Origin of the sequence: Ralstonia condita (assembly GCF_958405655.1) — a bacterium.
GTDB classification, from domain to species: Bacteria; Pseudomonadota; Gammaproteobacteria; order Burkholderiales; family Burkholderiaceae; genus Ralstonia; species Ralstonia condita.
Genome location: NZ_CATYWO010000011.1, coordinates 39,361 through 52,365, shown reverse-complemented (window position 1 = coordinate 52,365; position 13,005 = coordinate 39,361). Strand labels below are relative to the sequence as shown.

At 61.8% G+C, this 13,005-nt stretch carries 14 protein-coding genes and 1 pseudogene; 11 read left to right on the top strand and 4 right to left on the bottom strand.

The window, feature by feature from the left end; all coding sequences use genetic code 11:
- The first annotated feature begins 240 nt into the window (after window positions 1–240).
- The 3 genes from R2N03_RS20610 to R2N03_RS20600 all read left to right on the top strand — a co-directional run bounded on the left by R2N03_RS20610 (window position 241) and on the right by R2N03_RS20600 (window position 2,366).
- Window positions 241–621 (top strand): DUF2946 domain-containing protein, encoded by a 381-nt coding sequence (locus R2N03_RS20610; RefSeq protein WP_316659737.1) that lies wholly within the window; start codon window positions 241–243, stop codon window positions 619–621.
- A gap of 154 nt (window positions 622–775) precedes the next feature.
- Window positions 776–1,819: a transporter family protein gene (locus R2N03_RS20605; RefSeq protein ID WP_428984434.1), complete on the top strand. Its 1,044-nt coding sequence runs from the start codon at window positions 776–778 to the stop codon at window positions 1,817–1,819.
- Window positions 1,809–2,366, top strand: a complete 558-nt coding sequence (locus R2N03_RS20600; protein WP_316659735.1) for a TlpA disulfide reductase family protein — start codon at window positions 1,809–1,811, stop codon at window positions 2,364–2,366. The genes R2N03_RS20605 and R2N03_RS20600 overlap by 11 nt, the downstream gene beginning before the upstream one ends.
- Here R2N03_RS20600 and R2N03_RS20595 read toward each other — a convergent pair.
- Complete coding sequence (locus tag R2N03_RS20595) at window positions 2,358–3,548, bottom strand: GGDEF domain-containing protein (RefSeq protein WP_316659734.1); 1,191 nt, start codon at window positions 3,546–3,548, stop codon at window positions 2,358–2,360. The genes R2N03_RS20600 and R2N03_RS20595 overlap by 9 nt on opposite strands.
- A 127-nt stretch (window positions 3,549–3,675) precedes the next feature.
- On the opposite strand from R2N03_RS20595, the gene R2N03_RS20590 reads away from it, so the two are divergent.
- The 4 genes from R2N03_RS20590 to R2N03_RS20575 all read left to right on the top strand — a co-directional run bounded on the left by R2N03_RS20590 (window position 3,676) and on the right by R2N03_RS20575 (window position 8,281).
- Window positions 3,676–4,065, top strand: a complete 390-nt coding sequence (locus tag R2N03_RS20590) for a hypothetical protein (protein ID WP_316659733.1) — start codon at window positions 3,676–3,678, stop codon at window positions 4,063–4,065.
- A 570-nt stretch (window positions 4,066–4,635) separates the two neighbouring features.
- Complete coding sequence (locus R2N03_RS20585) at window positions 4,636–4,965, top strand: hypothetical protein (protein WP_316659732.1); 330 nt, start codon at window positions 4,636–4,638, stop codon at window positions 4,963–4,965.
- Window positions 4,966–5,442: 477 nt separating this feature from the next.
- Complete coding sequence (locus R2N03_RS20580) at window positions 5,443–7,620, top strand: alkaline phosphatase family protein (RefSeq protein WP_316659731.1); 2,178 nt, start codon at window positions 5,443–5,445, stop codon at window positions 7,618–7,620.
- Window positions 7,565–8,281: a hypothetical protein gene (locus R2N03_RS20575; protein ID WP_316659730.1), complete on the top strand. Its 717-nt coding sequence runs from the start codon at window positions 7,565–7,567 to the stop codon at window positions 8,279–8,281. The genes R2N03_RS20580 and R2N03_RS20575 overlap by 56 nt, the downstream gene beginning before the upstream one ends.
- Before the next feature lie 185 nt (window positions 8,282–8,466).
- Here the strand turns inward: R2N03_RS20575 and R2N03_RS20570 are convergent, their stop codons facing one another.
- On the bottom strand, window positions 8,467–8,859 hold the full coding sequence (locus tag R2N03_RS20570) for a nuclear transport factor 2 family protein (RefSeq protein ID WP_316659729.1): 393 nt from the start codon (window positions 8,857–8,859) through the stop codon (window positions 8,467–8,469).
- 98 nt (window positions 8,860–8,957) lie between these two features.
- Here R2N03_RS20570 and R2N03_RS20565 point away from each other — a divergent pair.
- Window positions 8,958–9,227, top strand: a pseudogene (locus tag R2N03_RS20565) (dipeptidase); the annotation flags it as partial.
- A 15-nt stretch (window positions 9,228–9,242) separates the two neighbouring features.
- Window positions 9,243–9,554: a cupin domain-containing protein gene (locus R2N03_RS20560; RefSeq protein ID WP_316659728.1), complete on the top strand. Its 312-nt coding sequence runs from the start codon at window positions 9,243–9,245 to the stop codon at window positions 9,552–9,554.
- A gap of 313 nt (window positions 9,555–9,867) precedes the next feature.
- Here R2N03_RS20560 and R2N03_RS20555 read toward each other — a convergent pair whose 3' ends face one another.
- Entirely contained in the window at window positions 9,868–10,053 is a 186-nt protein-coding gene (locus R2N03_RS20555) for a hypothetical protein (RefSeq protein ID WP_316659727.1), read from the bottom strand.
- A 119-nt stretch (window positions 10,054–10,172) separates the two neighbouring features.
- A complete protein-coding gene (lexA, locus tag R2N03_RS20550) occupies window positions 10,173–10,823 on the bottom strand; it encodes a transcriptional repressor LexA (protein ID WP_316659726.1) in 651 nt (216 codons plus the stop codon).
- A 254-nt stretch (window positions 10,824–11,077) separates the two neighbouring features.
- Here lexA and R2N03_RS20545 point away from each other — a divergent pair, with 254 nt between their 5' ends.
- Both R2N03_RS20545 and R2N03_RS20540 read left to right on the top strand, forming a co-directional pair.
- The gene (locus R2N03_RS20545; RefSeq protein WP_296225171.1) at window positions 11,078–11,854 is read left to right on the top strand and encodes a ferredoxin--NADP reductase; all 777 of its coding nucleotides are present in this window, start codon (window positions 11,078–11,080) and stop codon (window positions 11,852–11,854) included.
- 141 nt (window positions 11,855–11,995) lie between these two features.
- The gene (locus tag R2N03_RS20540) at window positions 11,996–12,988 is read left to right on the top strand and encodes an asparaginase (protein WP_316659725.1); all 993 of its coding nucleotides are present in this window, start codon (window positions 11,996–11,998) and stop codon (window positions 12,986–12,988) included.
- Window positions 12,989–13,005: the final 17 nt, after the last annotated feature.

Sequence of the window (13,005 nt, the reverse complement as noted above, 5' to 3'; positions counted from 1 at the left end):
CCCACAAGGCGGCCGACATCGCCGAACTGCTCCCGCATCGCTGGACGCCCAGCGCCACCTAGCTGGCAAGACGGGTTCACCGGGTGCTTACAATCATCGAACCACATCAGGCAATCCAATTGGCGACGCCGTCTTGACGCAGATCTGGATGCCGATGCTTTTTTTGCGGTGTAATACCGCGCATCCATACACGTTGGCGTTGTCCACACCACGGCCGCCCGGCAGACTGACTGGCCCACCATGCATTTCGCCCGCACCCGCAAAAGACTGACCGTCTGGCTTGGCCTGACGGCAATGGTGCTTGTGCTTTTTGCGCCGATGGTGAGCAAGGCGCTGGAATTGCGGAAGCTGCGGGCGTTCGATCAGACGGCGCCACTGTGTGAGACCCAACCGTCCGCCAATTCCGATCTGCCCGCTCGGCACGACATGTCGGCCGGCCACCATGCCGCATGCGGATACTGCGAGCTGCTGGCGGAACACGTGCTGGTGCCGACTTTCATCCCGCCGATGGCGGCACCGGCGCCCATCCACGCAACGGCATGGCCCCCGGGGTCGGGGCGCCTGGCCGTGCACCAAGCGCGCCACGTCGGACGCCCGCGCGATTCCCCCTTCCTCTTCTGACCACGGCAACTCGGGCAGCGATTGCGCAACGCACCAGCACCCTGGTGAAGCCGTTTTCAGACACGACGCCGTGCGACGCCCCGACCACTAGTCGGGCGGGGCGCCCACATGTATCGCAGAGTGATGAGGAATCTCCATGGCAACACCATCCAACATGATCCGACTCGCAGCGCTGCTCGCCGGCGGCATCGGCGTGTGTGCACCTACCGCAGCACATGCCTGCGCCACCTGTGGCTGTTCACTCAGCTCCGACGCAGCGATGGGCTACTCGGCCATCCCGGGTTGGCGTATCAACTTTGATTACACCTATCTTCCTCAGAACCAGTTGCGCAATGGCACGCATGCGGTCGCGCCAGCGCAGGCCGCCGCCATCAACGATGCTGGCGGCAACCAGGAAATCGAGCGCCAGACCATCAATCGCTACATCAACCTCGGCATCAGTTACAGTCCGAACAGCAGCTGGAGCTTCGGCGCGATCGTGCCTTACGTGGACCGCAGCCACACGACCTACGGCGCGGCCGCGTCTGACCAGCTCACCCCGGACAACGTCAGCGGTGCCACCGCGAGCGGCTTGGGCGACATCAAGCTGATCACCAGCTATCAGGGCCTCCTGCCCACGCACAATCTGGGCGTGCAACTGGGCGTCAAGTTGCCGACCGGTCGCTACGGCGGGCAGAACGCGTCGACCGGCAACACAGTAGGGCGCAATCCAGTGTTTTTCAACAGCGGCCCGAACGCAACGGCTGGGCAAGCTCTGGATACGAGCCTGCAGCCCGGTACAGGTAGCACTGACCTGATCCTGGGTGCCTACTATTACCAGCCCGTCAGCCAGGATTTCGATGCGTTCATCAACGGCCAATTCCAGACCGCCGTCCACCAACGGCTGAATGAGGCGGGCGCGGATTTCCGCCCTGGTAACCTCGGCACCATGAGCTTCGGCTTACGCTACGAGGCCGATCCGCACGTCGTTCCACAGCTGCAGTTCAACGTGACGCGCAAGAACGCCGACAAGGGCGCGCTGGCCGATACAACCAACACCGCAGGCACGGTGGTCTACCTGTCGCCGGGGGTGACGGTGAGCGTGGCGCACAACGTGCAGATCTATGCCTTCTTGCAGAAGGCGCTGTACAGCAACCTGCAGGGTTACCAGCTCTTTCCGCGCTGGTCAGGCACCGTCGGAGCCAGCTATGCGTTTTGATACGGAGTGCCGTTCGCCGCGCGCATGGTCGCGACGGTCGTGGTTGCAAGCGGCCAGCACGGTGGCATTGGGCGCCGGGCTGGGTAGCCGAACTCACAATGCAAATGCCGCGAGCCTTGAAGTCGGGCGGCCGGCGCCTCCGCTGGTGCTCCACACGATTGATGGACGCAACATCTCCACCGAAGACCTACATGGTCATGTCGTGATCCTGACCTTCTGGGCGACATGGTGTGGGCCGTGTCATCAAGAGCTTCCGTTACTGTCCGAGTATGCGGCGAAACACGCGCATCGGGGTCTACGCGTCCTCGGCTTCAGCCTGGACGAGCCTGCCTCGTTGCCGGCGGTGCAGGAAATGGCTGCGGCATTGAGCTTTCCCGTGGGTCTGCTCGGCAGCGCCTATGCGGGTGGCTACGGCCGCGTCTGGCGAATTCCGGTCAACTTCACGATCGACCGCAAGGGGCTGCTGGCCGACAACGGCTGGGACTCGCGTGAACCTGCGTGGACTGCCGAACGGCTAGATCGCATCGTCACACCGTTGTTACGTTGAAGAGCCGATCGTGGCGGCGTTGCACCGGTCAACGTCGCGCTCGTCGACCTCTGGCGCTGCGACGACTCGGTTGCGCCCTGTGGCCTTGGCCAGATACAGCGCGGCGTCCGCTCGCGCCAGGGCAACCGCCAAAGTATCTCCGGGCACCACGCATTCGATCCCCGCGCTGAATGTGCAGCGTACCCCTTCAGTTGGCGATCGCTCGACGGCAAGCCGCAATTCATTCATCACAGCGGCTGCGTCAGGTTTTCGCGCATCCACAAAAATAATCGCAAACTCCTCACCACCCACACGCCCGAAAAGATCGCCTGGCTGCAGCCGCGCGGATACGACCGATGCGACGTGCGCAAGGATCCGATCGCCGATCGCATGGCCGAACGCGTCGTTGATGGCCTTGAACTCGTCGATGTCCAGAATGGCGATCGACACCGGCTTGCCCTGTGCAACCGCTTCATGAAGCAAAGCGGTCGCCTTTGCCATGAATGCGCGCCGCATGAGTACGCCGGTCAGTTCGTCGATACTCGCGAGCTGTTCCATTCTTCGAGCAAGCTGATCGTGCGCAAGCATCACCATGCCGGTTGACAGGCATGGCAATGTCACAACCGCGAACATGAGAAACAGACCGTTCCAGGGCGATGGCTCCAGAATCGCCATTTGTGGCATCCCGAAGCCGACGGCGATGGTTCTACCCATATGGAATAGCGCGCCAAGATAGGCGGCCACGGCAACGAATCGATGAGGGTAGCGCGCGCCCTCGCGCGGCGCGTGACGCAGAGCCAACGTACCCACGACGAACCGTGAATAGGCGAGTAAAACGGATACGAGCGCGATCCGTGCACCGACGTTCGGCGACACGGAAGTGAAGTACACCAGCACCGCGAAGGCGATGACGAACGCCGCAGTTTCGTGATGCCGCGCGGAACCCTTGCCGAAGAACTGCCGCGTACCCTGCACGAGCAACAGCATCGCCACCAGCGTCATGCACGCAGCGACGATGATCACGGGCTGGTTTGGCTGCGTACCCGCGATCGACACCAACGCCAATGCAGTGGCCCATAGCGCGTGGGCCATGCACCAGCGGCCGATGCCAGGCACCCCCGTCCGAAGCAGCGACCCGAGGATGGCGACGCTCATCAGGCAAGACATGATCACGATACCTATCAGAACGAGCGGACTGAGCATGAGATCGGGGCGGCGACAAATAGCGTTGATGCAGGAAGAACGAGACGGTAGTCGATAAGACCTTTGTCTGGATATCCTTTTATCGACCAATCTGCGTGCCACTTAATACCGTTTCCAGCAACGCGCTATGGCCAATCAAGCAAAGCGCGCCGTCTATCGCCGTGTCGGTTCAACAGGCGGGTGCCGCGACGAAGTCATGTTCTGCCTCGACACACCAGACGCTGCTGGCGACTTCGTGGAGGGCGCGCACCTCCATCAGCCGCCGCCGCACGACGGGGTCGCCGCCGTAGCGGTCGCCGATGACGGCGAGTTGCGCTTTGGTCGGCGCAGGGCATTCGAGGCAGAGGGGGGGCGTAGCGCGGATACTGTGTGGATGTACAGGATCGTGAGCGATGCCGTGGACGTCAATGTAGACATTGCCGACGTGAACTACGGAGCCTGTCTCGGCCTGCCAAGGCAGTTTATCTGGTCGACCGTCGTTTCGGCACGATATTTGTATTTAAAAGAATACATTTGATCCGGGGAATGATATCTTTCGCTGGAGAGCTTTGCTCTCACCAAGCCCTTGATGGCGGTCCCACACTCTCTGGGACCGCTTTTTTTGAGGCAAGCGGACGGAGCGATGGTCAGGCATCAGGCCTGACGTGGCCGGCGCTACTTCAATTCGGTTGGAAGTGAGCCGCCAGATGGCCGATCAACAGGCGCACGCTCGGCAGAGGGCCTCCTGGCTCGCGCTTCTCCAACCACATTCCGGATTAGCGCGCCCTCATCACCAGCTTTACGACGTTGACTGTTGTTACGCCCATGGATTGACCGAAAGAGCGCCGCTTTCGCCATCTGGTTCTCGCCTCTTGCGCGCTTGGCGCTGACCGCGTACCCCGCTCCAATGACAGACAGGCCCGAATCATGGAACGGCCGCACCTGCGCGGCCGCGGACGCCGGTCAGGTACGCGAACATGGCCGCGCCCCCATGACGAGGTCGGGATGAACTTGACAGGCGTCGACGTTACTCAAAAATTTGTGCGCATTCGATCAACTCTCCTATGATGGGTAGCGCAACCCCAATAACTTCCAGGAGGGAGACACCATGCGTATGCTTCGATTTGCCGTCAGTTTGGTTGTGATATCCGGTTTTGCTTGCGGTACGGTCAATGCTCAGCAGCCGGCCGAACAGGCCAAGCCCATGAGCATCAAAGAAGTCCGGGCAAAAATTCACGAGCGATTCGTGGCCGCGGATAGCAACCACGACAGAAAATTGACACGCGACGAAGCCCAAGCAGGGATGCCGAAGGTGTACGAGAACTTCGACAAAATTGACGTTCGGCACCGGGGCTATGTCACCGAGCGTCAGATCGGGGCGTATTGGAGCGCGGTCACCAAGGCCCAGGCTCAAAAGGCGGATCCGATCTGGAATTGATCGAGACGCAGGATGACCTCGCGCGCTCAGCCGCGGGGGCTAAGTCTCAGCGAGAACTTGGCTTTCTTTCGGCGAGCGCGTGACACGTCGCCGACCATGACCGGGTGGTCGTGCGAAGTCACAAGGTACTGAACGCGCTCGCATGTTGAGCGATAAACATCCATTCGCCTTCTTCCTTGCAAGTGGCGGGAAGTCGCTGTTGCATGGGTCGGCAATCGGCCCTCGGAATCGACCCATCGGATAGTTGGCAGAAGGCTGGGCGATCACCCGCCACGTGCGGTTGTTCCGCAGTCCATCTCTTGGCCGATTCACGGCATGTCTCGGCGGCGGGCTTCTCGGCGCCGTTCCATAAAATCCAACGCATAGTCGACAACTCCGTTTGCCGTTCAGACGCCCACGGTGGAATGTCACGGTTCCGTCACGTATCAAACTTAGTCTCCTGCGCCAGTATCAAGTGATGGTTCCAGGGGATTGAACATGAAACACATGTACGGCTTGGCAGCCGCCTTGGCTGGCAGCATTCTTGTCGCCGCATGCGGTGGCGACTCAGTATTGAGCAATGGCATCTCTGCGGCCCAGAGCCAGCCAGCGCGAACGATCATCATGGTCTGGGACGGGCTGCGCCCCGATTCGGTCAACGCCACGGATACACCGAATCTGTACGCACTGCGCCAGGCGGGTGTCAACTTCAGCGACAACCACTCAACCTACCCGACCTTTACGATGATGAACGGTTCGTCCTTCGCGACGGGCGCGTTCCCGAAGACCAGCGGGTTCTATGGCAACACCTTCTGGACGCCGCCGCAGGGAGCGTCCAACACGATCCCGTCGGGCACGCTCGGGACGCCGAACAGCACCAAGACTGCAGCTGCATCGGCTGATTATGTCGACCCGATCTTTACCGAGGACTACCAGGTCCTGACCACCCTCAATACGTACTACGGAGGGCAACTTCTTCTGGTGAAGAGCCTCTTCGCCACGGCGCAGGCTGCGGGCTTGACGACCGCGACGGTCGGGAAGTCGGGAGCCGCCTTCATCCAGGATCTGGGGCGGGGCGGCTATTTCCTCGATGAGAACACCGTCCAGCCTCGCAGCCTTGTGACCGAACTGCAAAGCGCCGGCTATGCGCTGCCGTTCAATACGCAGTTCGGGTATTCGGGGTCCGACGCCGTCACGCTGGCCGCCACGAACGGAGATCCGACTGCGCGCGCCGGTTACATCACCTTCAACACCACGGCCTATGACAGTGCCAGCGGCGTGACCGCTATCGCGGCTCGCGACAGCAGCGATACGACCCAGGGAGCCCCCGAGGACGCAGCCAACAAATACATGTTGTCGGTGTTCACCAACTACATCCTGCCGAAGAAGCAGCCGATGCTCTCGCTGATCTGGTTCCGTACACCCGACAACGTGGAGCACGGCTACGGTCCGGGGTCGGCCAATGCGATCGCTGGTCTGCACTCGCAGGATCAGCGCCTCGGCGAGTTGATCAGCGCGCTCAAGGCGAACAACCTGTACGCGAGCACGAACCTGATCGTCGTGTCTGACCACGGCCATTCCAGCGTCTCGGGCCCGCTTTCGTTGTACCCGCTGCGTGCTATCACGCCGTCGGGCACGGCCCCTGGGGGCGCGCCAGTCAATGGCGCAACCAGCGGGACGGATGCCGCTGCCATCGGTGCGGTCTCGACCACGGGCTACTCCTTCTCCGGCGATGTTCGTTCGGCCGACTTGCTGACCTATCGCGGGTTCAATGCATACGACGGTTCGGGTTGCACAACCTCTGCCATGTATGGCCTGCAGGCGAACGGTACGCCGACCGTGCCGGTCAAGGTCGACACGACCGGCTCGCTGTGTGGCGCAGCCAATGCGAAGTACCAGGCGATCAGCGCGGGCCTCGCGACACCCGTTGCCAGCTTCAAGGTGCCGGCTCCGGGCAACCTCCCTGCCAATGGCATCGTAGTGGCCGCGAACGGCGGATCGGATTACTTCTACGTGCCGGGCCATGACGCGACTACGGTACAGAACCTCGTGAAGGTCCTGCAGCAGCGCGAGGAGTATGGTGCGATCTTCGTGGATAGCCGCTACGGCGCGTTGCCGGGCACGCTGCCCATGTCCATGGTCAATCTGGAAAATGCGCAGCGGCAGAACAATGGTCAACCTGATGTGGTGGTGAGCTTTAACTGGGATGATCAGGTCGCGATCCAGGGCATGCCAGGCATCGAGTTCGAGAGCGCGGGCGGCCAGCGTGGCATGCATGGCAGCTTCGGTACGACGGACGTGCATAACACGCTGATTGCCAGCGGCCCGTCCTTCCGCCCCAGTACCGTTGTGAGCAATCCGACTGGCAATGTTGACGTGGCACCGACGGTCGCTTATCTGCTGGGCCTGTCAATGCCTCAGGCGGATGGCCGCATCATCAACGAGGCGCTGCTAAATCCGGCAAGCCCGACTGCGCCGAGCGTCAAGGCGTCGACGGTGAATCCTGTCTCGCCCGCAACCGGCCTGAGCTTCGAGGTGCCGACCGATCCGACCGGCGCGACCAAGGATGCCGCATTGACCCAGGGCAGCTACACCATCAATCTGGCCGTGAAGGATCTGAGTGTTGACGGCAAGACCTACCGGTACTTTGACTATGCCAAGGCCGTCCGTCAGTAAAGCTTGCGGCTGGGCGGCAGGCGCGGCGCTGGTGTGCGCGGTATTGGCACCGGCAGTCGCGGCTGAACGCCCGGCGGCGACGTTCGAGTCGGTCTTCCAGTCGGGGCGCGAGCCTGCAGCGCTGTTTTATCGGGTCACGTTCGCAGGCGTCGACGGCGAGCACACGCTGCAGGTCTGGCGCGATAGGCAGGTGCGCCTTCGGCGCAAGACCGATGACGCTCTTGATACGTACGTCGTTCGGAATGCTGCCGACCCACTCGAATACCGCATGACGGTGGTGGACTATCGAAAGCGGATCACCACGCAGATTGACCGCAACAACTTGATTCGCCTTGGCCACTTCAGCGACTGGTTCGACCTGGCCCACGGTCTACGTCATCCGATCGGCGCGTACCGTCTTGCTCCGACCAGCGCGCCCGCCGGAGCGCCGGCGCCAGCGTCGACATGCCGTTGGTACGTGCTCTCGCAAGGTGACAGCACGCATCGGATCTGCTGGAGCGCACGTGAACATTTGCCGATGGTGATCTGGTCGGATGCCAAGACGTCCGCTGTCTGGCGTGTGACGCAGGTCGAGCACGGGCCGATCGCGGATGAGGTCTTCGTCCTTCATGACGCGGGCTTCGTGCGCAACGATGCCAACGCCGATATTGATGGCGATTAAGGGAGGCAAACGGTAAGCGATGAACGAAGACGGTCTGGCGGCGCATTGTTGAAAACGCGGCAGCAGTTCTGGCGTAGGGTTTTGGGTTTCCTTCTCGGTGCGCCGCGTTTGCGTCCCGCTGGACACATCACGCTCTTAGAAACTAAGGCCGCCTCGGTGGGCTTTTTCGCGTCGATGTTGGCCGCTTATGCGTCGGCTACGACAGTTCCCTGGTGGTACACGATCTTCCAGCCATCCGCCGTCCGTCGCCAGAGCGTCGCCCGGCGCGTGGTGCGATTCGATTGCACCAGCGTGTACGTCAGCAGGTAGTTGTCGGGCGCGATCTCCTGGCAACGGAAATCGCGGGTTTGCCAGAAGTCTTCACCGATGTGGCCGTGTCTGGCGTTGAGTACGCCAAGTACGTAGGTGCGACTGTAGCGTTGGCCCGAGGCGCCGATTTCCCAGAAATCGTCCGTCGTCATGCGCTCGAAATCTTCACGGCGCGTGCCGAATTCCGGGCGGTGGAAGATCGGCTCGCGCCTGCGCAGGTCTTCCAGCACATCGAGCAGGGCTACAGGAGTGTCCAAGCACGGTTCCATGTCGAGGGCCTTCGGGGGAAAAGTTCAGGATAACGCGGATTCTGGCGTTCTCGGCGTTGTCGCGCCGCACAATGCGCACCCCGCGCTCCGCCCTTATCATGGCGCGCGATCCGAAGGCGGCGTGGCAGTCGACGCTGCTCGGCATGGATGGCGAGATGACCGCCCCGGATGCCAAACCGGTGCCCACCGCAAGCAGCACGACCGCCAAGCTCATACCAGACGCCATCAATTTCGGCTCCGCCATGCCCGGCAAAAAAGGACACCGCGCATCACGCCAACGAGTACCAGAAAGTGGCGGATCTCGATCTGGATATGCCGATGTTCACCGGGATGCTGCGCGTGCCGGTAACCTGCAGTCGATGCAGTAAGCCCAAGAGGCCATCATGAAGATCATTCGCGCCAAGTCGTTTCGCGCCGAGCGTGCCTGGGGCGCGCTTGACATCGCCAACATGGGCGGGATCACCACGCGTCTGCACTGGACAGACCAGCCCTATCGTTGGCACGTCAACGATGGCGAGGAGGTCTTCGTGGTGCTCGATGGAATCGTCGATATGCATTACCGCGAAGCCGGGGGCGAGAAAGTCGCGGTGCTGGAACCTGGCGACATCTTCTTTGCCGGCCGGGGCTGTGAGCACGTTGCTCATCCAAGGGGCGAGGCGAGGATACTCGTCGTCGAGACCGAGGGAAGCATCTAGCCTGGCGCGCGAGCAAAAAAAAGCCCGCAGTCAGCGGGCTTCGAATTCAGCGATCTCAATTGCCCCTGAGGGCACTAGCAATACTACTGTCACGCCCATCAAACAAAATCCGGGTAAACGTCCGTATCGCTGACGTGCCGCCCAACGGTGTGGCCCAACGGCAACATTCGCCCAAAAAACAGCCCGCTCAAGTGGCGGGCCGAAAATCAGTTGAAGAAAGCCCTGTCCTCAGGGCACGGCCAGTGTATGAAATCAGTTGCGGCGGCAGCATTGGGGTATGCCCTGATCGGCGCCGCAGCATGATGCAAACCGTTCAACAGCTCTCGGCGCCTGCTGTACGCGAGGCGGCCGGAATCGCATCCAGCATGCGGCAGATGGCTGCCATGCTGCCGACCATCGTGCGGCGTTGTTCTCCCTGATAAATGCGCACGCCCTGCGTTTGTCGAAAGGGCACCGGATGCACCGGGCGGCGGTGGGAAGACATCGATCCGAGTCGCATGGCAGACCTCGTAGGTTCGGATGGAAAAACGGGCGGCAAGACTCCGCCCTGGCGAGCCGTGGGCTCGCCTCCAGGTTGGATGAAACAGCGAAAGATTTGGCGCGGCGTGTCGCGCAGGCTTACGGGGCGGCAGGCCGGATCAGACCGACGGCCAGCCCCTCCAGATGAAACTCATCGCGGTCGAGGTCCACGTGGATTGGCTGGAAGTCTGGGTTTTCGGCAATCAGCTCGACATGGCGGCCCTTGCGCTGGAAGCGCTTGACCGTGACGTCATCCCCTACGCGCGCGACGACGATCTTGCCGTTGGCCGCCTCGGTGGCGCGCTGCACAGCGAGCAGGTCACCATCCAGGATGCCGGCATCACGCATGCTCATGCCGCGCACTTTCAGCAGGAAATCAGGCTGCGCCGAGAACAGGGATGGATCGACCTGGTACTGACGGTCGATGTGTTCGGCAGCAAGAATCGGGCTGCCTGCGGCGACTCTGCCCACGAGTGGCAGCGTCAGTTGCATCAATCCCATCGACGGAAGCGAGAACTGATGCTGCGCGGCATCGCCCGTCGTGCGCAATCGGATGCCGCGTGAAGCGCCTGGCGTGAGTTCGATCACGCCCTTGCGTGCGAGGGCGCGCAAGTGTTCTTCTGCCGCATTGGGCGACGAGAAACCGAACTCCGCGGCAATCTCGGCGCGCGTGGGCGGAAATCCCGTCCGCTGGATCGTCTGGCGAATCAGGTCGAAAATCTGCTGCTGGCGGGCGGTGAGATTGGCCATCGACGTACTGTATATTTGAACAGGTGCTGTGATTTTATACAGTGACGCGGGAAGCGCAAGTGATTTCGTTGCGACTTGTTGTGGAGCACGCGAATCCGGGGCGGGTGGTGCGGCTGATCCAAGTCAAAACCCATGCGCTGGTTAGAAGCTTATGCTGAATCCATGCAGGCGCGGCTGCGGCGAATCGCATAAAATCAAGGCCTTGTCTGCATATTGCACCGCCACAAAGCTTCATTTGCCGGCCGAACGTCACCATGTCCGCTTTCAATCAAGAGACCGTTCTGAGCGTCCATCACTGGAACGACTCGTTGTTCAGCTTCAAGACCACGCGCGATCAGGCGCTGCGCTTTCATAACGGGCACTTCGTCATGCTCGGCCTGGAGGTGGAGGGTAAGCCGCTAATGCGCGCCTACAGCATCGCCAGCCCAAACTATGAAGAACACCTGGAATTCTTCAGCATCAAGGTCCAGAACGGTCCGCTGACATCGCGCCTGCAGCACTTGAAGGTGGGCGACAAGGTGCTGGTCAGCAAGAAGCCGGTTGGCACGCTGGTGCTGGACGATCTGTTGCCCGGCAAGAATCTGTACCTGTTCGGGACCGGCACTGGCTTGGCACCGTTCATGAGCATCATCCAGGACCCAGAAACCTATGAGCGGTTCGAGAAGGTGGTTCTGCTGCACGGTGTGCGCCAGGTGAGCGAGCTCGCCTATGCCGATTTCATCACCAGCGAGTTGCCCAATAACGAGTTCTTCGGCGATCAGGTCCGCGAAAAGCTGATCTACTACCCGACCGTTACGCGCGAGCCGTTCCGCAACATGGGTCGCCTGACTGACCTCGTCGACAGTGGCAAACTGTTCCAGGACATCGGTCTGGCGCCGCTTGACCCGGCGGTCGATCGCGCCATGATCTGCGGCAGCCCGGCGATGCTCGACGATACCTGCAAGCTGCTGGATGCCCGTGGCTTCAAGATTTCGCCGCGCATGGGCGAGGCTGGCGACTACGTCATCGAACGCGCCTTCGTCGAGAAGTAACCCGTTGAGTTTTCGCCACGAACGCCGGCCTGTGTGCCGGCGTTTTGTTTGTGCGACCGAGGGGCGAGGGCAAATCCGCGTCGGCAAGGGAGGAGCGCGCGGCTACAATGCGCGGCTTCCTCATCATGGATGACTGCAACGATGTCTTTGCCTACCATCGCCATCCTTGCCACCGGCGGCACGATTGCCGGATCGGCCGACGACGCAGCTTCCGCGGCTCGCTACCGCGCTGGAGCCGTGCCCATCGATCAATTGCTTGCCGCCAGCAAGCTCGGACTGGAGCGCATTGCTGATGTCCGCGCCGAGCAGGTCGCGCAGATCGACAGCAAGGACCTGACTTTCGACGTCTGGGAAAAGCTGGTCTCCCGCATCCGGCACTGGATCGATGTGGAGCGCGTTGACGGTGTAGTGGTCACGCACGGCACCGATACGCTCGAAGAGACCGCCATGCTGCTGCACCTGACGCAGCACGGCGATACGCCGATTGTGCTGACCGCGGCGATGCGGCCATCGACGTCACTGTCGGCAGACGGCCCGTTGAACCTGCTGAATGCCGTGCGGCTGGCGGCGAACCCCGGGGCGCGAGGGCGTGGCGTACTCGTTGCGCTGAACCAGCGTGTGCACGCGGCGCGCGACGTGCAGAAGGGGCATACCTTCGCAGTGGAAGCCTTTGTCTCGCCGGACAATGGCCCGGTGGGGTTCGTCCTGGATGCGCAGGTGCAGTTGCAGCGCACGCCCCAGCATCTCGCTTCCACCGATGTGTTGCCTATGCCGCCGGTCGGGCGGTGGCCGTGGGTGGAGGTGCTGGCCAGCTACGTGCAGCCTGATCCAAGGCTGGTCGACGCGCTGGTCGCGGCTGGCGTGAACGGTTTGGTAATTGCCGCGACCGGCGCGGGTTCCATTCACTCAAACCTGGAGGCGGCGCTCAGTCGGGCGAGCCAACGGGATGTTCTTGTGCTGCGTTCGACACGTACGGGCGCCGGCATGGTGCCCTCGCAAGCCAGCGCACAGGGCTGGGCGTCCACCGGCACACTCAATCCTTTCAAGGCGCGCGTGCTGTTAATGCTGCTGATTGCAGCGGGGCGTGTCGAGCCGGGTATGGCTTTCCTCCAGCAAGTCATTGATCGATATTGAAAAAATCCTGCCGGTCT